At 73.2% G+C, this 19,579-nt stretch carries 16 protein-coding genes; 10 read left to right on the top strand and 6 right to left on the bottom strand.

Translation table 11 applies throughout. From position 1 onward, the window contains the following. The first annotated feature begins 138 nt into the window (after positions 1-138). From ACIRRU_RS25640 to ACIRRU_RS25620, 5 genes are all read left to right on the top strand, one after another. Entirely contained in the window at positions 139-870 is a 732-nt protein-coding gene (locus ACIRRU_RS25640; RefSeq protein ID WP_403684243.1) for a VIT1/CCC1 transporter family protein, read from the top strand. A 504-nt stretch (positions 871-1,374) separates the two neighbouring features. Then, positions 1,375-5,958: a glutamate synthase large subunit gene (gene gltB / locus ACIRRU_RS25635; protein ID WP_403684241.1), complete on the top strand. Its 4,584-nt coding sequence runs from the start codon at positions 1,375-1,377 to the stop codon at positions 5,956-5,958. After that, a complete protein-coding gene (locus ACIRRU_RS25630; RefSeq protein WP_403684239.1) occupies positions 5,951-7,411 on the top strand; it encodes a glutamate synthase subunit beta in 1,461 nt (486 codons plus the stop codon). The genes gltB and ACIRRU_RS25630 overlap by 8 nt, the downstream gene beginning before the upstream one ends. A gap of 231 nt (positions 7,412-7,642) precedes the next feature. Continuing rightward, on the top strand, positions 7,643-8,215 hold the full coding sequence (locus tag ACIRRU_RS25625) for a HutD family protein (protein WP_403684237.1): 573 nt from the start codon (positions 7,643-7,645) through the stop codon (positions 8,213-8,215). Positions 8,216-8,270: 55 nt separating this feature from the next. Further along, positions 8,271-8,792 (top strand): pyridoxamine 5'-phosphate oxidase family protein, encoded by a 522-nt coding sequence (locus tag ACIRRU_RS25620; RefSeq protein ID WP_403684269.1) that lies wholly within the window; start codon positions 8,271-8,273, stop codon positions 8,790-8,792. An 18-nt stretch (positions 8,793-8,810) separates the two neighbouring features. Here the strand turns inward: ACIRRU_RS25620 and ACIRRU_RS25615 are convergent, their stop codons facing one another. After that, positions 8,811-9,797 carry an acyl-CoA dehydrogenase family protein gene (locus ACIRRU_RS25615; RefSeq protein WP_403684235.1) on the bottom strand — a complete coding sequence of 329 codons (987 nt, stop codon included), beginning with the start codon at positions 9,795-9,797 and terminating at the stop codon, positions 8,811-8,813. Next, on the bottom strand, positions 9,797-10,942 hold the full coding sequence (locus ACIRRU_RS25610) for an acyl-CoA dehydrogenase family protein (RefSeq protein ID WP_403684233.1): 1,146 nt from the start codon (positions 10,940-10,942) through the stop codon (positions 9,797-9,799). The genes ACIRRU_RS25615 and ACIRRU_RS25610 overlap by 1 nt, the downstream gene beginning before the upstream one ends. 110 nt (positions 10,943-11,052) lie before the next feature. On the opposite strand from ACIRRU_RS25610, the gene ACIRRU_RS25605 reads away from it, so the two are divergent. The 5 genes from ACIRRU_RS25605 (at position 11,053) to ACIRRU_RS25585 (ending at position 15,910) form a co-directional block, all read left to right on the top strand. Beyond that, entirely contained in the window at positions 11,053-11,835 is a 783-nt protein-coding gene (locus tag ACIRRU_RS25605; protein ID WP_403684231.1) for an SDR family oxidoreductase, read from the top strand. Positions 11,836-11,865: 30 nt separating this feature from the next. After that, entirely contained in the window at positions 11,866-12,477 is a 612-nt protein-coding gene (locus ACIRRU_RS25600) for a TetR/AcrR family transcriptional regulator (protein ID WP_403684229.1), read from the top strand. A 29-nt stretch (positions 12,478-12,506) separates the two neighbouring features. Then, on the top strand, positions 12,507-13,664 hold the full coding sequence (locus ACIRRU_RS25595; RefSeq protein WP_403684228.1) for an acetyl-CoA C-acetyltransferase: 1,158 nt from the start codon (positions 12,507-12,509) through the stop codon (positions 13,662-13,664). A 227-nt stretch (positions 13,665-13,891) separates the two neighbouring features. Beyond that, complete coding sequence (locus ACIRRU_RS25590; RefSeq protein ID WP_030583235.1) at positions 13,892-14,095, top strand: cold-shock protein; 204 nt, start codon at positions 13,892-13,894, stop codon at positions 14,093-14,095. A gap of 195 nt (positions 14,096-14,290) precedes the next feature. Next, entirely contained in the window at positions 14,291-15,910 is a 1,620-nt protein-coding gene (locus ACIRRU_RS25585; RefSeq protein WP_403684226.1) for a DEAD/DEAH box helicase, read from the top strand. Between the two features lie 120 nt (positions 15,911-16,030). Here ACIRRU_RS25585 and ACIRRU_RS25580 read toward each other — a convergent pair whose 3' ends face one another. From ACIRRU_RS25580 to ACIRRU_RS25565, 4 genes are read right to left on the bottom strand one after another with little or no spacing between them, the layout of a single operon-like run. Next, positions 16,031-17,113, bottom strand: coding sequence for an NAD(P)H-dependent flavin oxidoreductase (locus tag ACIRRU_RS25580; protein ID WP_403684224.1), 1,083 nt, complete (start codon positions 17,111-17,113; stop codon positions 16,031-16,033). Continuing rightward, positions 17,113-17,862 (bottom strand): CoA-transferase subunit beta, encoded by a 750-nt coding sequence (locus ACIRRU_RS25575; RefSeq protein ID WP_403684222.1) that lies wholly within the window; start codon positions 17,860-17,862, stop codon positions 17,113-17,115. The genes ACIRRU_RS25580 and ACIRRU_RS25575 overlap by 1 nt, the downstream gene beginning before the upstream one ends. Next, positions 17,859-18,716, bottom strand: a complete 858-nt coding sequence (locus tag ACIRRU_RS25570; protein ID WP_403684267.1) for a CoA transferase subunit A — start codon at positions 18,714-18,716, stop codon at positions 17,859-17,861. The genes ACIRRU_RS25575 and ACIRRU_RS25570 overlap by 4 nt, the downstream gene beginning before the upstream one ends. Before the next feature lie 35 nt (positions 18,717-18,751). Beyond that, on the bottom strand, positions 18,752-19,507 hold the full coding sequence (locus tag ACIRRU_RS25565) for an enoyl-CoA hydratase family protein (RefSeq protein ID WP_403684220.1): 756 nt from the start codon (positions 19,505-19,507) through the stop codon (positions 18,752-18,754). Positions 19,508-19,579: the final 72 nt, after the last annotated feature.

Raw genomic sequence — 19,579 nt, 5'->3', positions numbered from 1 at the left:
TTGCCCGGAGAAGCCGAGGCTGCCCTTTCTTCGCAGGTCACAGCGGTGGTGAGGCAGGCCTGGCTTGCTGGCGGCGGTCGCCCGGCCGGAGTACCTTGGACGTTGTCCAAACTTGAACTACTTCGAAAGAGGTGAGCCGTGGCCGTCATCGCGACCGACGTCGTTCCGCACGAGGCGCACCGGGACAACCACACCCACCGGGACGTGAACGGAGGCTGGCTGCGCCCCGCCGTCTTCGGCGCGATGGACGGCCTGGTCTCCAACCTCGCCCTGATGACCGGGGTCGCGGGCGGCGCGGTGTCCCAGCAGACCATCGTGATCACCGGGCTCGCCGGCCTGGCCGCCGGTGCGTTCTCCATGGCGGCCGGTGAGTACACCTCCGTCGCCTCGCAGCGCGAGCTGGTCGAGGCCGAGCTGGATGTCGAGCGCCGGGAGCTGCGCAGGCACCCCGCGGACGAGCTGGCGGAGCTGGCCGCGCTCTACGAGTCCCGGGGGGTCGACGCCCCGCTCGCCCGCGAGGTCGCCCGGCAGCTGTCCCGCGACCCGGACCAGGCCCTGGAGATCCACGCCCGCGAGGAGCTGGGCATCGACCCGGGCGACCTGCCCTCACCGCTGGTGGCCGCCGTCTCCTCGTTCGGTGCCTTCGCGCTCGGCGCCCTGCTGCCCGTGCTGCCCTACCTCCTCGGCGCGAGCGCCCTGTGGCCCCCCGTGCTCCTCGCGCTGCTCGGCCTGTTCGCCTGCGGGGCGGTCGTGGCCCGGGTGACGGCCCGCAGCTGGTGGTTCAGCGGACTGCGCCAGCTCGCTCTCGGCGGTGCGGCGGCCGCGATGACGTACGGGCTGGGCTCCCTGTTCGGCGTGGCGGCCGGGTGAGTCCGGGGCAGGCCCGGGAACGGCGTAACCGAGCCGCCCGGACGGCGCAACACGACCGTAGCGCGCGTGAGCGAGGTCATGGGGCACGCCACTGGGCGCGCCGGACCCCGGAAGCCTCGGGGGTGTCTTGCCGATCAGGCCGGACCCCGCTCCCTCGTCCGGCCTGATCGGCGAGACACCCCCTAGAATGAGACGCTATGCAGAGCCGCACATAAGCAGCCGTTACCCGGTGGTTTCGTTCACCGCACCACCGGGCAATAGCCGTAGGCACCGCAGGCAACGACGCCTGCTCTCTGCGGCTCCCCGGGTGCTCATCCCTCCGGCAGCGACCCCACCTCCGGCCATCCGGTCATCCCGTTACATCCGGTCACCACCGTGTCCGTATGTTGGAATGAGCCTTCCGCTTCTTGAGAAGCGCCCCATCATGTAACCTGCACGAAATTTCGCAGAGGGCCAACGTCGTCCCTCGGCAACGCACATGCCACGACGACGACGGGAGAGCCGATGCGTATCGACGCCTGGTCGCCCATGGACGGTCGCCCCGCCCAGCAGGGGATGTACGACCCCCGTAACGAGCACGACGCCTGCGGCGTCGGGTTCGTGGCCACTCTGACCGGTGTGGCCAGCCATGAGCTGGTCGAGCAGGCGCTGACCGTACTGCGCAACCTCGAACACCGGGGCGCCACCGGCTCCGAGCCCGACTCCGGCGACGGCGCCGGCATCCTCTGCCAGGTCCCCGACGCCTTCCTGCGCGCCGAGACCCCCTTCGAGCTCCCCGAGGCCGGCGCCTACGCCGTCGGTATCGCCTTCCTCCCCGCCGACGACGCCACCGAGGCCGTCCGCACGATCGAGGAGATCGCCGCCCAGGAGGGCCTGAGCGTCCTCGGCTGGCGCGACGTCCCGGTCACCCCCGGACTTCTCGGCAACGGCGCCCGCGCCACCATGCCCGAGTTCCGCCAGGTCTTCGTCGCCGACGGCGAGTCCACCGGCATCGCCCTGGACCGCAAGGCGTTCGTCCTGCGCAAGCGCGCCGAGCGCGAGGCCGGGGTGTACTTCCCCTCGCTCTCCGCCCGCACCCTCGTCTACAAGGGCATGCTCACCACCGGGCAGCTGGAGCCGTTCTTCCCGGACCTCTCCGACCGCCGCTTCGCCTCCGCGGTCGCGCTCGTCCACTCCCGCTTCTCCACCAACACCTTCCCGAGCTGGCCGCTGGCCCACCCCTACCGCTTCGTCGCGCACAACGGCGAGATCAACACGGTCAAGGGCAACCGCAACTGGATGCGCGCCCGCGAGTCCCAGCTCGCCTCCGACCTGTTCGGCTCCACCGGCGACCAGCACAGCGGCCAGGCCCAGCTCGACCGGATCTTCCCCGTCTGCACCCCCGACGCCTCCGACTCGGCCTCCTTCGACGAGGTCCTGGAGCTGCTCCACCTCGGCGGCCGCTCGCTGCCGCACGCGGTGCTGATGATGGTCCCCGAGGCGTGGGAGAACCACGACTCCATGGACCCGGCCCGGCGCGCCTTCTACCAGTACCACTCCGCGATGATGGAGCCCTGGGACGGCCCGGCCTGCGTCACCTTCACCGACGGCGTCCAGGTCGGCGCGGTCCTCGACCGCAACGGGCTGCGCCCCGGCCGCTACTGGGTCACCGACGAGGGCCTCGTCGTCCTCTCCTCCGAGGTCGGCGTCCTGGACATCGACCCGGCCAAGGTCGTCCGCAAGGGCCGCCTCCAGCCCGGCCGGATGTTCCTCGTGGACACCGCCGAGCACCGCATCATCGAGGACGACGAGATCAAGGCGTCCCTCGCCGCCGAGCAGCCCTACCAGGAGTGGCTGGAGACCGGCGAGATCGAGCTGAGCGACCTGCCCGAGCGCGAGCACATCGTCCACACCCACGCCTCGGTCACCCGCCGCCAGCAGACCTTCGGCTACACCGAGGAAGAGCTGCGCGTCATCCTCGCGCCGATGGCCCGCACCGCCGGCGAACCCCTCGGCTCCATGGGCACCGACTCGCCGATCGCCGCGCTCTCCGAGCGCCCCCGGCTCCTCTTCGACTACTTCACCCAGCTCTTCGCCCAGGTCACCAACCCGCCGCTGGACGCCATCCGCGAGGAGCTGGTCACCTCGCTGCGCTCCTCGCTCGGCCCCCAGGGCAACATCCTGGAGCCGACCGCCGCCGCGGCCCGCAGCGTCACGCTGCCCTTCCCGGTGATCGACAACGACGAGCTCGCCAAGCTGATACACATCAACGCCGACGGCGACATGCCGGGCATGAAGGCCGCCACCCTCGCCGGTCTCTACCGCGTCGGGGGCGGCGGCGACGCGCTCGCCGCGCGGATCGAGGAGATCTGCGCCGAGGTCGACACCGCCATCGAGGACGGCACCCGCCTCGTCGTCCTCTCCGACCGCCACTCCGACGCCGAGCACGCGCCGATCCCCTCGCTGCTGCTCACCTCCGCCGTCCACCACCACCTCATCCGCACCAAGCAGCGCACCCAGGTGGGTCTGCTGGTCGAGGCCGGGGACGTCCGCGAGGTCCACCACGTGGCCCTGCTCATCGGCTACGGCGCCGCCGCGGTCAACCCATACCTCGCCATGGAGTCCGTCGAGGACCTGGTCCGCGCGGGCACCTTCATCGAGAACATCGAGCCCGAGCAGGCCATCCGTAGCCTGATCTACGCCCTGGGCAAGGGCGTCCTCAAGGTCATGTCCAAGATGGGCATCTCCACCGTCGCCTCCTACCGCGGCGCCCAGGTCTTCGAGGCCGTCGGGCTCGACGAGGCCTTCGTCGCCACGTACTTCAACGGCACCGCCAGCAAGATCGGCGGCGCGGGCCTGGACGTCGTCGCCCAGGAGGTCGCCGCCCGGCACACCAAGGCCTATCCCGCCTCCGGCATCGCCGCCTCCCACCGCGCGCTGGAGATCGGCGGCGAGTACCAGTGGCGCCGCGAGGGCGAACCGCACCTCTTCGACCCGGAGACGGTCTTCCGCCTCCAGCACGCCACCCGCAACCGGCGCTACGACATCTTCAAGCAGTACACGGACCGGGTGAACGAGCAGTCCGAGCGGCTGATGACGCTCCGCGGGCTGTTCGGCTTCACCTCGGACCGGGCCGCCATCCCCGTCGAGGAGGTCGAGCCCGCCTCCGAGATCGTCAAGCGGTTCTCCACCGGCGCCATGTCCTACGGCTCCATCTCCCGCGAGGCGCACGAGACGCTCGCCATCGCGATGAACCAGCTCGGCGGCAAGTCCAACACCGGCGAGGGCGGCGAGGACTCCGAGCGCCTCTACGACCCGGCACGCCGCTCCTCCATCAAGCAGGTCGCCTCCGGCCGCTTCGGGGTGACCAGCGAATACCTGGTCAACGCGGACGACATCCAGATCAAGATGGCCCAGGGCGCCAAGCCCGGCGAGGGCGGTCAGCTGCCCGGCCACAAGGTCTACCCGTGGGTCGCCAGCACCCGTCACTCGACGCCCGGCGTCGGCCTCATCTCGCCGCCGCCGCATCACGACATCTACTCCATCGAAGACCTCGCCCAGCTCATCCACGACCTGAAGAACGCCAACCCGCGGGCCCGCATCCACGTGAAGCTGGTCTCCGAGGTCGGCGTCGGCACGGTCGCCGCCGGGGTCTCCAAGGCGCACGCGGACGTCGTCCTCATCTCCGGCCACGACGGCGGAACGGGCGCCTCCCCGCTCACCTCGCTCAAGCACGCGGGCGGCCCCTGGGAGCTGGGCCTCGCCGAGACCCAGCAGACGCTGCTGCTCAACGGGTTGCGCGACCGCATCGTCGTCCAGACCGACGGCCAGCTCAAGACCGGCCGCGACGTCGTCATCGCCGCCCTCCTCGGCGCCGAGGAGTTCGGTTTCGCGACCGCGCCGCTCGTCGTCTCCGGCTGCGTCATGATGCGCGTCTGCCACCTGGACACCTGTCCCGTCGGCATCGCCACCCAGAACCCGGTGCTGCGCGACCGGTTCTCCGGCAAGGCCGAGTACGTCGTCAACTTCTTCGAGTTCATCGCCGAAGAGGTCCGCGAAATCCTCGCCGAGCTGGGCTTCCGCTCCATCGAGGAGGCCGTCGGCCACGCCGAACTCCTCGACACCGACCGGGCCGTCACCCACTGGAAGGCCCAGGGCCTGGACCTGGCCCCGCTCTTCCACGTGCCCGAACTGCCCGAGGGCGCTTTCCGGCACCGGATCATCGACCAGGACCACGGCCTGACCAAGGCGCTCGACAACCAGCTGATCAAGCTGGCCGCCGACGCGCTCGGCGCGGACAGCGCCGAGGCCGCCCAGCCGGTCCGCGCCCAGGTCGCGATCCGCAACATCAACCGCACCGTCGGCACCATGCTCGGCCACGAGGTGACCAAGAAGTTCGGCGGTCCGGGCCTGCCCGAGAACACCATCGACATCACCTTCACCGGCTCGGCCGGCCAGTCCTTCGGCGCGTTCGTCCCGCGCGGCATCACCCTGCGCCTGGAGGGCGATGCCAACGACTACGTCGGCAAGGGCCTCTCCGGCGGCCGCGTCGTCGTCCGCCCGGACCGGGGCGCCGACCACCTCGCCGAGTACTCCACCATCGCGGGCAACACCATCGGCTACGGCGCGACCGGCGGGGAGATCTTCCTCCGCGGCCGCACCGGCGAACGGTTCTGCGTCCGCAACTCCGGGGCGCTCGTCGTCTCCGAGGGCGTCGGCGACCACGGCTGCGAGTACATGACCGGCGGCCAGGCCGTCGTCCTCGGCGAGACCGGACGCAACTTCGCCGCCGGGATGTCGGGCGGCGTCGCCTACGTCATCGACCTGGACCGCGACAACGTCAACGTCGGCAACCTCGGCGCGGTCGAGGAGCCGGACGACACCGACCGGCAGTGGCTGCACGACGTGGTGCGCCGCCACCACGAGGAGACCGGCTCCACCGTCGCCGAGAAGCTCCTCGCCGAGTGGGACACCGCCGTGACCCGCTTCAGCAAGATCATCCCGACCACGTACAAGGCCGTGCTCGCCGCCAAGGACGCCGCTGAGCTCGCCGGTCTCTCCGAGCAGGAGACCACCGAGAAGATGATGGAGGCGGCAACCCATGGCTGACCCCAAGGGCTTCCTGACCACCGGACGCGAGGTCGCCCAGACCCGCCCCGTGGCCGAGCGCGTCAAGGACTGGAACGAGGTCTACGTTCCGGGCTCGCTGCTCCCGATCATCAGCAAGCAGGCCGGCCGCTGCATGGACTGCGGCATCCCGTTCTGCCACAACGGCTGTCCGCTCGGAAACCTCATCCCCGAGTGGAACGACTACGCCTACCGCGAGGACTGGACCGCCGCCTCCGAGCGGCTGCACGCCACGAACAACTTCCCGGAGTTCACCGGGCGGCTGTGCCCGGCGCCCTGCGAGTCGGCGTGCGTGCTCGGCATCAACCAGCCCGCCGTCACCATCAAGAACGTCGAGGTCTCCATCATCGACAAGGCGTGGGAGAGCGGCGACGTCACCCCGCAGCCGCCCGAGCGCCTCTCCGGCAAGACCGTCGCCGTCATCGGCTCGGGCCCGGCCGGACTCGCCGCCGCCCAGCAGCTGACCCGGGCCGGACACACCGTCGTCGTCTACGAGCGCGCCGACCGCATCGGGGGCCTGCTGCGCTACGGCATCCCCGAGTTCAAGATGGAGAAGTCGCACATCAACCGCCGCATCGAGCAGATGCGCCTGGAGGGCACCAAGTTCCGTACGGGGGTGGAGATCGGCCAGGACATCGACGCCGCCAAGCTCCGCCGCCGCTACGACGCGGTCGTCGTCGCGGCCGGTGCCACCGTCTCCCGCGACCTGCCGGTCCCCGGCCGGGAGCTGGGCGGCATCCACTTCGCGATGGAGTACCTGCCGCTCGCCAACAAGGTGCAGGAGGGCGACCTCACCGTCCCTCCGATCACCGCCGCGGGCAAGCACGTCGTCGTCATCGGCGGCGGCGACACCGGCGCGGACTGCGTGGGCACCGCACACCGCCAGGGCGCGGCCTCCGTCACCCAGCTGGAGATCATGCCGAAGCCGGGCGAGGAGCGGAACCCGGGCCAGCCCTGGCCGACCTTCCCGATGCTCTACAAGGTCACCTCCGCGCACGAGGAGGGCGGCGAGCGGGTCTACGCCGTCTCCACCACCCACTTCGAGGGCGACGAGGACGGCAATGTGGCCGCCCTGCACCTGGTGGAGGTCGAGTTCACGGACGGTAAGCTGGAGCAGAAGCCCGGCACGGAGCGGCGCATCCCCGCGCAGCTCGTCACCCTCGCCATGGGCTTCACCGGAACCGACCAGTCCAACGGTCTGGTCCAGCAGTTCGGCCTGGAGCTCGACCAGCGCGGCAACGTCGCCCGCGACGAGCACTACGCGACCAACGTCGACGGCGTCTACGTCGCCGGTGACGCGGGCCGCGGCCAGTCGCTGATCGTCTGGGCGATCGCCGAGGGCCGCTCCGCCGCCCGCGGAGTGGACCGCTTCCTGACCGGGACCAGCGCCCTGCCGGCCCCGATCCGCCCGACGGACCGGTCCCTGCTGGTCTGAGCACCATCCGGGTTCCCCCTGGGCCTCGCGGCCCGGGGGAGCCCCATAGAAACGTCCCGTACAACGGCGTACGGAACTGAACGCGGCGCCCGCCTGTCCCCGACCGGACTCAGTGGGCGCCGTGGCGCGTCCGGGGCCGGGCGTGCGGCGGACCGAGCGAGGGAGCGTCATGAGCGGTGTGGACACGGCGGCGGACCGGCCGGCCGGTCCCCGGTCCCGGGGGGCCGGGCGGTGACCGTCCGCGTCCTGCGCGCCGCGGACCTGACCCCCGCGCCGTGGAAGAACGGCGGCGGGCTCACCCGGGAGATCGCGACCGGCCCCGAGGGCGCCGGGGCGGACGGGTTCACCTGGCGGGTCAGTCTCGCGGACGTCACCGCGGACGGGCCGTTCTCCCTCTTCCCGGGGGCCGACCGCACGCTGACCGTCGTCGAGGGCGCGGGCATGGACCTCGTCGTCGGGGGCGAGCACCACATCGTGGACGAGCCGCTGTGGCCGCACGACTTGCCCGGCGACCTGCCCACCGAGGGCTTCCTGCTGGGCGGGCCCGTCGTCAACCTCAACGTCATGTACCGCAGGGACCGTATCCGGGCGGAGACCGCCGTGGTCTGCGGCACCGTCCGTCTGCTGCCGCCCCCGGGCGGTGCGGTGCTGGCCCTCTCGCTGGACGACGGGGCGGCCGTGGCGGGCGGGGGCACGGGCGGCGTACGGCTGGACCGCTACGACGCGGTGCTCGCGGCGGGGGAGTCGCCCGGGGTGCTGCGGACGATGGGCCAGGCGGTGGTGGTCACGTTCTCGGACGTGTGAGCGGGGCGCACGCCCGCGTCAATACCGACAGAAGGTGTCGGGTATCGGGTGTTCGATGGCGGCCATGACGTCTTCCGCACCGCTCTCCTGGGGTGGCTTCTCCGCCGCCGAGCCCGCCTTCGCCGACACCGTCCGCGAGCGCTTCGGCCTCTACAAACACCATGTTCTCGCCACCCTGCGCAAGGACGGCTCGCCCCGGGTCACCGGCCTGGAGACAGACTTCCGCTTCGGTGAACTGCTGCTCGGCATGATGCCGAACTCCCGCAAGGCGCTGGACCTGCGGGGCGATCCGCGCTTCGCCCTGCACGCCAACCCGGGACCCGGTGCCGAGATGGGCGACGGCGACGTCCGGGTCAGCGGACGGGCGGTGGAGATCACCGACCCGGCGCTCATCGCCCGCTTCATCGAGGAGGCCACCCCGCCCGAGCCGTTCCACCTCTTCCGGGCGGAGCTGACCGAGGTGGTACGCGTCGGACTGGACGGCGAGGCGCTGGTCATCCGGTCCTGGCGGCCCGGACAGCCACTGCGGACCATCCGGCGCACCGGCGACGACGCGCCGCCCACCGAGATGCCCTGACCCACCGGGACCGGGGCCTCACCCCGCCAGCACCCGGGCCCGGCAGGCCGACGGCGACCCCCAGGCGTCCCGTAGCGGCCGGGCCCGGCGCAGCCACCACGCCAGCTCCAGCTCCTCGGTGTACCCGACCGCGCCGTGCAGGCGCAGCGCGGTGAGGGCCGCCGCGTACCCCGCCTCGCCCGCCGCCACCTTCGCCGCCGCGACCGACGCCCCCGCTCCGGGCGCCCCCGCGGCCAGCTCCACCGCCGCCCCGTACACCAGCGGGCGGGCGAACTCCAGGCCGAGCAGGGTGTCCGCGAGGCGGTGCTTCACCGCCTGGAAGGAGCCGACGGGCACCCCGAACTGGGTGCGCCGCTTCACATACGCCACGGTCGCCCGCAGCAGGGCCTCCCCGCAGCCCAGGGCCTGGGCCGCCGTGGCGAGGGACGCCCAGTCGCCCGCCGCCCGTGCCGCCTCGCGCACCCCCGCCCCGGCGGCCAGCACCTCACCGCCCGGCTCCGGCCGGAACAGCCGCCGCGCCGGGTCCGTCGACGGGGACCCGGCGCCCGGCCCCGGCGCGAGCCGCAGCCCGTCCCCGGCCACCGTGAACACCGCGTCCGCCACGTCCGCGTCCAGGGCGAAGGGCCCGTGCCCCGCCAGCGCCAGCGACACCACCGCCCCGCCGGAGGCGATCCCCGCCAGCCACTCCCCGGCCACCGGCCCGCCCGCCGCACCCAGCAGCACCCCGGCCGCCAGGGTCTCCGCCACCGGGCCGGGCACCGCGTGCCGGCCCAGCTCCACCCCGGCGACCACCGCCTCCACGGGCAGCGGGCCCAGGCCCCCGTAACCCTCCGGGACCGCGAGCGCGAACACCCCGGCCCGTGCCAGCCGCCGCCACAGGGCCAGCCCCGGCCCCCGGTCCCCGGCCGCCCACGCCCGCAGGACCGCCGGTGTGTCCGCCGCAGTCAGCAGCGCGTCCAGCGAACGGGCGAACTCCCGCTGCTCCGCGGTGAGGAGGAAAGCCATCAGCGCCGCCCCTTCGGCAGGCCGAGCAGCCGCTCGGCGATGATGTCGCGCTGGATCTCGTTCGTCCCGGCGTAGACCGGCCCGGCCAGGGCGAAGACGTACCCCTGCGCCCACGCGGTGTCCGCCAGCTCCGCCTCCGGGCCCAGCAGATCGAGCGCCGTCTCGTGCAGCGCGATGTCGTACTCCGACCAGAACACCTTGTTCAGGCTGGACTCCGGGCCGAGCGCCGCCCCGGCGGCGAAACGGGACGCGGAGGCCGCCGTGAACAGCTGGTAGGCCCGCGCGCCGATCACCGCGTCCGCCACCCGGTCCCGCAGGGCCGTGTCCGCCGGATCGCCGGCCCGGCGCCACAGCTCGGCCAGCCGCCCGGCGGCGGCCAGGAAGCGCCCCGGGGAGCGCAGGGTCAGCCCGCGCTCGTCGCCGGTGGCGGACATCGCGATCCGCCAGCCCCGGCCCGGCTCCCCGATGACGTCCTCGTCCGGGACGAAGACCTCGTCGAGGAAGATCTCCGCGAACGCGGGCTTGCCGTCCAGCCGCCCCACGGGCCGGACCGTGACCCCGGGCTCCCGCAGCCCGAACATCAGATACGTCAGCCCCTGGTGCGGCTTGGCGGCCCCGGGGTCCGTGCGGAAGATCCCGAACGCGCGGTCCGCGAACGCCGCCCGCGAGGACCACGTCTTCTGCCCCGACAGCAGCCAGCCGCCCTCGGTGCGCACCGCCCGGGAGCGCAGCGCCGCCAGGTCCGACCCGGCCTCCGGCTCCGACCAGGCCTGCGCCCAGACCGTCTCGCCGCTCGCCATCGGGCGCAGCACCCGGGCCCGCTGCCCCTCGGTGCCGTGGGCCAGCAGCGTCGGGGCGAGCAGGCTGATCCCGTTCTGCGCGACCCGGCCCGGCGCGCCCGCCGCCCAGTACTCCTCCTCGAACGCCAGCCATCCGAAGAGATCCGCGCCCCGGCCCCCGTACTCCTCGGGCCAGGAGACCGCCGACCAGCCGCCCCCGTACAGCTGTGCCTCCCACGCCCGGTGCGCGGCGAACCCCTCCGCGGTCTCCAGGGAGGGCAGCGGCCGGGACGGCACGTGCTCCCGCAGCCAGGCGCGGGCCTCGGACCGGAGCGCCTCGGTCCGTGCCGTCCGGTCCAGATCCATGACGTGCCCGCCTTCCGGTGGTCCGGGTGCACCGCGCCCCTGTTCCCTAACAAGTGTTTGGTAGGTTAACGTAACCGCCCAGACGCCGTCGAGGAGTCGCGGGAGAGGCCATGACCGCACCGCCGTACCTGCCGGGACACGGACTGCTGACCGGCCGCTCCGCCGTCGTCACCGCCGCCGCCGGAGCCGGGATCGGCGGCGCGACCGCCCGCCGCCTCCTGGAGGAGGGCGCCCGCGTCGTCATCAGCGACGCCCATGCCCGGCGGCTGGCGGCGAGCGCGCGCACCCTCACCGGCGAGTTCGGCCCCGGCCGCGTCTCCGCCCTGCCCTGCGACGTCACCGACGAGGACCAGGTCGGGGCCCTCTTCGCGTACGCCGAACGCGTCCACGGCGGCCTCGACGTCGTCGTCAACAACGCGGGCCTCGGCGGCACCGCCGAACTCACCGAGATGACCGACGAGCAGTGGGCGAAGATCCTCGACACCACCCTCAACGGCACCTTCCGCTGCACCCGTGCCGCCCTGCGCTCCCTCAAGGCCGCCGGGAACGGGGGAGTGATCGTCAACAACGCCTCCGTCGCCGGCTGGCGCGCCCAGCGCGGCCAGGCCCACTACGCCGCCGCCAAGGCGGGCGTCATGGCCCTCACCCGCTGCGCCGCCGCCGAGGCCGCCGACTACGGCGTGCGCGTCAACGCCGTCGCCCCCAGCCTCGCCATGCACCCCCACCTCGCCAAGGTCACCTCCGCCGAACTCCTCGCCGAACTCACCGGCAAGGAGGCCTTCGGCCGGTACGCCGAGCCCTGGGAGGTCGCCAACGTCATCGTCTTCCTCGCCAGCGGCTACTCCTCGTACATGACCGGCGAGGTCGTCCCCGTGAGCAGCCAGCATGCGTGAACACACCGGCCGCGGACGGACAATGGCCGGGTGCCTACCAAGAAGAAGCCCCAGGTGACCCCCACGCCCGAGCGACGCCGCGACCTGCTCGCCACCGCCGCCGAGGTCTTCGCCGCCCACGGCTACAACGCCACCACCGTGCGCCGCATCGCGGACGAGGCGGGCATGCTGGCGGGCAGCCTCTACTACCACTTCGATTCCAAGGAATCGATGATCGACGAAATCCTCGCCACCTTCCTCGACGAGCTGTGGCAGGGCTACGACGCCGTCCTCGCGGCCGGGCTCGGCCCCCGCGAGACCATCGAGGCCCTGGTCACCGAGTCCTTCCGGGAGATCGACCGGCACCGCCCCGCCGTCGCGATCTACCAGAAGGAGGCGCGGCACCTCGCGACCCAGCCGCGCTTCGCCTACCTCGCCGACTCGCAGACCAGGTTCGAGAAGGTCTGGCTCGCCACCCTGGAACGCGGCGTCACCGCGGGCGCCTTCCGCGCCGACCTCGACATCCGCCTCGCCTACCGCTTCGTCCGCGACACCGTCTGGGTCGCCGCCTCCTGGTACCGGCCCGGCGGACACCACACCCCCGAGGAGATCGCCCGCCAGTACCTCTCGATGGTGCTGGACGGGATCACCCCGCGCCCCTAGCCGTCCTGCCACCGTGAGGAGCACCAGCCATGGCCGAGGCCTACATCGTCGAAGCGGTACGCACCCCCGTCGGACGGCGCGGCGGCGGACTCGGGGCCGTCCACCCCGCCGACCTCGGCGCGCACGTCCTCAAGGAGCTGGTCGCCCGCGCGGGCGTCGACCCGGCGGCCGTCGACGATGTCGTCTTCGGCTGCCTGGACGCCGTCGGCCCGCAGGCCGGGGACATCGCCCGCACCTCCTGGCTCGCCGCCGGACTGCCCGAGGAGGTCCCCGGCGTCACCGTCGACCGCCAGTGCGGCTCCTCCCAGCAGGCCCTCCACTTCGCCGCCCAGGGCGTCCTCTCCGGCACGCAGGACCTCGTCGTGGCGGGCGGCACCCAGAACATGACCCAGATCCCCATCGCCTTCGCCGCCCGCCGGGCCACCGAACCCCTCGGCCTCACCGAGGGCCCGTACGCGGGCAGCGAGGGCTGGCGCGCCCGCTACGGCGACGCCCCCGTCAACCAGTTCCACGGCGCCCAGCTGATCGCCGAGAAGTGGGGCATCAGCCGCCGGGACATGGAGGAGTTCGCGCTCACCTCCCACCGCCGCGCCGTCCGCGCCCTCGACGAGGGCCGCTTCGCCCGCGAGACCGTCGCGTACGGGAACGTCACCGCCGACGAGGGCCCGCGCCGCGACACCACCCCGGAGAAGATGGCCGCGCTGCGCCCCGTCCTGGAGGGCGGCACCATCACCGCCGCCTGCTCCTCCCAGATCTCCGACGGGGCCGCCGCCCTCCTCATCGCCTCCGAGCGGGCCGTCGCCGACCACGGCCTCACCCCGCGCGCCCGCGTCCACCACCTCTCCGTACGGGGCGGGGACCCGATCCGGATGCTCTCCGCACCGATCCCCGCCACCGCGCACGCCCTCAGGAGGACCGGCCTGGGTATCGACGCCATCGACCTGGTCGAGATCAACGAGGCGTTCGCACCGGTCGTCCTCGCCTGGCTCAGGGAGACCGGAGCCGACCCCGCCCGCGTCAATGTCAACGGCGGGGCCATCGCGCTGGGCCACCCGCTGGGCGCGACCGGGGCCAGACTGATGACGACCCTCCTGCACGAACTGGAACGGACCGGCGGCCGCTACGGGCTCCAGACCATGTGCGAGGGCGGCGGCCAGGCCAACGTCACCATCGTCGAACGCCTCTGATCCCGGCCCGCCCGGACGCGCGGCGAGGTGATCCACCGCGGCGGGGCAGGACGTGCTACGGTATCTCCCGTTGCAGTTTTGGTACCCATGAACTTTATGTGCGCCTGACGGGAATGCTTCGTCAGGCGCTTTATTGTTTCCGGCTTTCTCCGGATGGGGCTCAATGCGGCGACTTGAAATCCGTACAGTGCGGATTTCCGGCACTGCACCTGTTTTAGGAGAATGACATGGCCACCGGCACCGTGAAGTGGTTCAACTCGGAAAAGGGCTTCGGCTTCATCGAGCAGGACGGCGGCGGCGCCGACGTCTTCGCCCACTACTCCAACATCAACGCCTCCGGCTTCCGTGAGCTCCAGGAGGGCCAGAAGGTCTCCTTCGACGTCACGCAGGGCCAGAAGGGCCCGCAGGCCGAGAACATCGTTCCGGTCTGATCGTCGGACGCGTACCTCGCTGACCGGGGCCCGCACCGTGAAGGTGCGGGCCCCGGTTTGTGCTGTCCGAGCGACGACCCGTCGCACCAATCCGTTCTGTGCGCACATCCTGGGGGCGCACCCGGACGGCCGGACGCACACCGCACCACACCCACTCGGCAGTTGCCCAGGAATCCCCCAGGAGGGCAATTCCGCATGACCAGCTCCGAACGCCAGGACCGCACCCCCCGCTCCCGACCGGCCCGCGGCCGCGGCCGTAGCCAGGGCACCGGCGCGCAGACCCCGGCCCGGGGCGGCGCTCCCCGCGGCAAGGCCCCGGCCCGCCGTCGGCCCGCCGTCGCGGCGCCCGCCGAGTTCGCCCTGCCGGAGACCGTGACCCCCGCGCTGCCCGGCGTCGGCGCCTTCGCGGACCTGGACATGCCCGCCGCGCTGCTGAAGACCCTCGCCGCGCAGGGCGTCACCGAACCGTTCCCGATCCAGGGCGCGACCCTGCCGAACTCCCTGGCGGGCCGGGACATCCTCGGCCGCGGCCGCACCGGCTCCGGCAAGACCCTCGCCTTCGGCCTGGCCCTGCTGGCCCGCACCGCCGGACGCCGCAGCGAACCGCGCGCCCCGCTCGCCATGGTCCTGGTGCCCACACGTGAACTGGCCCAGCAGGTCACCGACGCGCTCACCCCGTACGCGACCTCGGTGAACCTGCGGCTCGCCACCGTCGTCGGCGGCATGTCGATCACCCGGCAGTCCGCCACCCTGCGGCGCGGCGCGGAAGTCCTCGTCGCCACCCCGGGGCGGCTGAAGGACCTCATCGAGCGCGGCGACTGCCGCCTGGACGAGGTCGCCATCACCGTCCTCGACGAGGCCGACCAGATGGCCGACATGGGCTTCATGCCGCAGGTCGTCGCCCTCCTCAAGCAGGTCGAGCCGGACGGCCAGCGGATGCTGTTCTCCGCGACCCTGGACAAGAACATCGACCGGCTCGTCAAGATGTTCCTCACCGACCCGGTCGTCCACTCCGTCGACCCCTCCGCCGGTGCGGTCACCACGATGGAGCACCACGTGCTCCACGTCCTGGACGAGACCGACAAGAAGGCCGTCGCCACGAAGATCGCCGCCCGGGACGGTCGCGTGATCATGTTCGTGGACACCAAGCGCGCCGCCGACCGCTTCGCCAAGCGGCTGCTCGCCAGCGGCGTACGGGCCGCCGCCCTGCACGGCGGGCGCTCCCAGCCGCAGCGCAACCGGACGCTGGACCAGTTCAAGAACGGCCAGGTCACCGCGCTCGTCGCGACGAACGTCGCGGCCCGCGGCATCCACATCGACGACCTGGACCTGGTCGTGAACGTCGATCCGCCCACCGACCACAAGGACTACCTCCACCGCGGCGGCCGCACGGCACGCGCCGGGGAGTCCGGCAGCGTCGTCACCCTGGTCCTGCCCGACGAGAAGCGCGAGATGACCCGGCTGATGCAGGACGCCGGCATCGCGCCGCGCACCACGCGGGTCACCTCCGGCGACGAGGAGCTGAGCCGGATCACCGGGGCGCGCGAGCCGTCCGGCGTCGCGATCGTCATCGAGGTGCCGCAGCCGACCCCGCCGAAGCAGCGGACCCGGTCGGGCGGTTCGGCCGGCTCCGGCGGGGGCGCGCCGCGCTCCGGGAGCCGGGGCCGGGGCCGCCGGGGCGCCGGTGCGGGTGCCGCCGGGGGCGCCGCCCAGGGCGGCACCCGCACCGGCGGCGCGGGGCGCTCGGCCGGGGGAGCACGCTCCGGCGGCGCGGGCCGCTCCGGTGCGCCCGCGCGGGGCCGCCGGGCGGCGTAGCACGCTGACCGTACGGGGCCGGGCCGCGGCCTTGCGGGGTTCGGGGCCGCGGTCCTCCGGGACACCGTCCCGGCCCCTGGCCCGGCTCCTGTTCGGCCTCTGAACCCTGCCCCGCACCCCTCAGGCGCCGGGCGGGCCCGGTTCGGGCGGCCGGTGGCCGAACCGGCGCAGTCCCTCCAGGGTCTCCTCCGCCTCCGTCATGATCCGGGCGACCAGGTCCGCCACGCTCGGCAGGTCCTCGATCAGGGCCGCCACCTGGCCCGACGCCATGACACCGGCGTCCGTACGGCCCTCGACCATGGCCGCCCGCAGCAGCATCGGGGTGTTCGCCGCCAGCAGCAACTGGCTCCAGCTCAGGTCCTTGCCGTGCCGCAGCGCGAAGCCGTCGCGCACCATGCTCCTGCGGCTCAGCCCGGAGATCCGGCGGAAACGGGACGCCCGGCCCGCCGCCCGCGCCAGGGAGCGCACCCGTCCCGCCCCTTCCAGCGCGCTCACCAGGTCCGTACGGAGCATCCGGTGCGGCACCCCGTCCACGGCGGTCGTCCGGGTGATGTCGTGGACCGTCGCCGCCAGATAGCAAGCCTTCACCGCGTCCGGGACCGTCGAGTCGGACGTGAGGAGGAAACGCGTGCCCATCGCCACGCCCGCCGCCCCGTACGCCAGCGCCGCCACCAGGCCCCGGCCGTCGTGGAAGCCGCCCGCCGCCACCACCGGGATGTCCACCGCGTCCACCACCTGCGGCAGCAGCACCGAGGTGGCGACCTCGCCCGTGTGACCGCCGCCCTCGCCGCCCTGCACGATCACCGCGTCCGCGCCCCACGCCGCGACCTTCTCCGCGTGCCGCCGGGCCCCGACCGACGGGACGACGACCACGCCCGCGTCCTTCAGCTCCGCGATCAGCTCCCTGGACGGGGCGAGCGCGAACGACGCCACCCGTACGCCCTCCTCGACGATGATCCGGACCCGCTCGGGCGCGTCCGCCGCGTCCGCCCGCAGGTTCACCCCGAACGGGGCGTCGGTCCGCGACTTAACCTCCCGTACCGCCGACCGCAGCCGGTCCGGAGCCATGGTCGCCGACGCCAGGATGCCGAGCGCCCCGGCCCGTGCGGTCGCGGTGACCAGACGGGGGCCCGACACCCAGCCCATCCCCGTCTGGACGACCGGGTGACGGACGCCGGTGAGGTCGGTCAGAGCGGTGCGCATCAGCGCCGCACCTCCCGGTCCCGGGTGCCCGAGGGGTCGATGACCTCGCGGATCAGGGCGAGTTCGGCGGGGGTCGGGTCCCGGGTGTACGGGAGTCCGGCGGGGACCGTGAGCGCGAAGCCCGTCGCCTCGCGGACCTCGGCCACCGTGACGCCCGGGTGGAGGGCGGCGAGCCGCATGGAGCGGTCCGGGGTCGCGAAGTCGAAGACCCCCAGATCGCTGACCACCCGGGGGATGCGGTGGAAGCGGGCGGCGGAGGGGCCCGCCGACCGTGCCCGGTCGTAGCCCACTCCGCAGACCATGTCCACCCGCTCCACGAAGACCCGGGCCGAGTGCCGGGGGATCCAGTAACTGACCGGGTTGTTCAAGGTGTTGACGGGAGCGCCGCGGACCCCCAGCAGTTGCCGGGAAGGCCGCTCCCAGTCGCCGACGCAGGAGATGTTCTGGTTGCCGAAGCGGTCGATCTGGCTCGCGCCCATCATCACGTGGCGCCGCCCACCGGTCACCAGCGCCAGATGCGCGCGGTAGGGCAGCCAGCCCTCCGCCTCGCCGTCCGGGCCGACGAGCGTCGCCTCACCGTCCGTGAGCAGCAGGTCAGGGGCGAAGGTGAGGCGGGCCAGCCGAGCGCCCACGGACGGTACCGCGCCCATCGGACTGGCCAGCACCTCGCCGTCGCAGCGCCAGGCCTCCGCGCAGGCGATCACGCAGTGCTCGGCGCGGGTGACCGGCCCGGTGGCGGACGGGTTCATCGCCGCTCCCCGTGCCAGAGGCGGACCGCTTCCCGGTAGCGCCGCTCGTCGCCGTCGGGCGGCAGGAACCGCGCGCCGAACTCCGCCCAGGTGACGGGGTCCGCCGCGGCGGCCGCGTACGCCCGCTGGAACGCCTCGTCGCGCGGGTGGTCGGGGGCGCACGAGGTGAAGTGCGCCCCGCCCGGGGTCTCCACCACCCCGGTGACCGCGTGCCGCCGCACCAGCAGCGTCTGCGGCGCGGCGCCCGTTCCCGTCAGCTCCGCCGTCTCCACGAGCCGTTCGCAGGAGACGTACGCCGTGTCCGCCGCCTCGCAGAACAGGTCGTCGAAGTACGGGTCGGGGCCCAGGTACTGGCCGTTGCCCCAGCGGTCCGCCCGGTTGAGGTGGACCAGCGCCGCGTCCATCCGCAGCGCGGGCATCGCCACGAACTCCTCCCCGTCCTCGTACGGCGATGTCACCGTCCGCAGCCCGGTGTTGACCCGCATCACGTCCGAACCGAGCCCCGCCCGCACCGGCAGGAACGGCAGCCGGTTCGCCGCCGCGTGCAGCCCCCACATGAACATCGCCTCGTCGATCTCCGTCAGCGTGAAGTCCCCCCGCTGCCGGGCCGCCCGGTAGTGCGGCTCCAACGGGATCGAGTCGAGTGTCACGAACGCCGTGACCAGCCGGGAGATCCGGCCCGCCGCCGCGAGCAGACCGACGTCCGGGCCGCCGTAGGAGACCACCGTCAGATCGGTGACCGGGGACCGTAGCAGCGCCCTGACCAGCGCCATCGGCTTGCGGCGTGACCCCCAGCCGCCGATCCCGACCGTCATGCCGCTGCGCAGCTCACCCACCACCTCCTGCGGCGTCATCGTCTTGTCGCGCCGGTGCGGGGACGGGGCGCCGGTCACGGCCGGGCCTCCGTGCCGAAGGTGTCGCGGACCCGGGCGGCTGTCCCGGTGAGGTTCGCCTCGAAGGTGAACCCCTGCTCGAAGCGGTAACCGCGCCGCACGTCGACCGGGTCGATGCCGTTGACCGCCTCCTTGGCCAGCCGCAGCAACTGCCCGTCCTTGGCGGCGATCTCCGCGGCCAGGCCGATCGCCGCGTCGCGCAGAGCGGTCTTCGGGACCACCCGCCACACCGAGCCGTGGGCGTGCAGTTCGGCGGCCGTGACCGTCCGCGAGGTGTAGTAGAGCGTGCGCATCAGATGCTGCGGGACCAGCCGCGCCAGATGCGTCGCCGCCCCCAGCGCCCCCCGGTCCAGCTCCGGCAGGCCGAAGACCGCGTCCTCGCTCGCGACGATCGCGTCGGCGTTCCCGGCGAGCCCCACGCCCCCGCCCAGGCAGAACCCCTGCACCGCCGCGACCACCGGCACCTCGCAGCCGTACACCGCCGCGAACGCCTCGGCGCAGCCCCGGTTGACCCCGACCAGCGCGTCGTTGCCCGGGTCGCGCTGGAGCTCCTTGATGTCGACGCCCGCGTTGAAGCCGCGCCCGGCGGCGGCCAGGACGACGCAGCGCACCCGCGGGTCGCGGCCCGCCGCCCGTACGGCATCGGCCAGTTCGTACCAGCCCCGCACGGGCAGGGCGTTGACGGGCGGATGGTCGACGGTGACGAGGCGGACGCCGGGGGCGCCGGTGGGGGATGTGGTGGAGACAGTCATCGGACGATCAGCTACCTTTCCACCAAACGTTTGTTAGGTGGACGGTAGCAGTCGCCTCCCGGTCCGCCAACC

It is taken from the genome of Streptomyces sp. NPDC101181 (assembly GCF_044767975.1).
Taxonomy (GTDB): Bacteria; Actinomycetota; Actinomycetes; order Streptomycetales; family Streptomycetaceae; genus Streptomyces.
Note: the sequence above shows the minus strand (reverse complement) of the source record. Positions and strands in the feature narration are given on the sequence as shown.

What these genes read in the sequence shown, in the direction of transcription:
- ACIRRU_RS25595 (WP_403684228.1), top strand. Translation starts at nt 12,507, where the DNA reads ATGGCCGAGGCCTACATCGTCGAAGCGGTACGCACCCCCGTCGGACGG.
- ACIRRU_RS25610 (WP_403684233.1), bottom strand. Translation starts at nt 10,942, where the DNA reads ATGGATCTGGACCGGACGGCACGGACCGAGGCGCTCCGGTCCGAGGCC.
- ACIRRU_RS25590 (WP_030583235.1), top strand. Translation starts at nt 13,892, where the DNA reads ATGGCCACCGGCACCGTGAAGTGGTTCAACTCGGAAAAGGGCTTCGGC.
- ACIRRU_RS25585 (WP_403684226.1), top strand. Translation starts at nt 14,291, where the DNA reads ATGACCAGCTCCGAACGCCAGGACCGCACCCCCCGCTCCCGACCGGCC.
- ACIRRU_RS25605 (WP_403684231.1), top strand. Translation starts at nt 11,053, where the DNA reads ATGACCGCACCGCCGTACCTGCCGGGACACGGACTGCTGACCGGCCGC.
- gltB (WP_403684241.1), top strand. Translation starts at nt 1,375, where the DNA reads ATGCGTATCGACGCCTGGTCGCCCATGGACGGTCGCCCCGCCCAGCAG.
- ACIRRU_RS25565 (WP_403684220.1), bottom strand. Translation starts at nt 19,507, where the DNA reads ATGACTGTCTCCACCACATCCCCCACCGGCGCCCCCGGCGTCCGCCTC.
- ACIRRU_RS25630 (WP_403684239.1), top strand. Translation starts at nt 5,951, where the DNA reads ATGGCTGACCCCAAGGGCTTCCTGACCACCGGACGCGAGGTCGCCCAG.
- ACIRRU_RS25615 (WP_403684235.1), bottom strand. Translation starts at nt 9,797, where the DNA reads ATGGCTTTCCTCCTCACCGCGGAGCAGCGGGAGTTCGCCCGTTCGCTG.
- ACIRRU_RS25570 (WP_403684267.1), bottom strand. Translation starts at nt 18,716, where the DNA reads ATGACGCCGCAGGAGGTGGTGGGTGAGCTGCGCAGCGGCATGACGGTC.
- ACIRRU_RS25580 (WP_403684224.1), bottom strand. Translation starts at nt 17,113, where the DNA reads ATGCGCACCGCTCTGACCGACCTCACCGGCGTCCGTCACCCGGTCGTC.
- ACIRRU_RS25575 (WP_403684222.1), bottom strand. Translation starts at nt 17,862, where the DNA reads ATGAACCCGTCCGCCACCGGGCCGGTCACCCGCGCCGAGCACTGCGTG.
- ACIRRU_RS25620 (WP_403684269.1), top strand. Translation starts at nt 8,271, where the DNA reads ATGGCGGCCATGACGTCTTCCGCACCGCTCTCCTGGGGTGGCTTCTCC.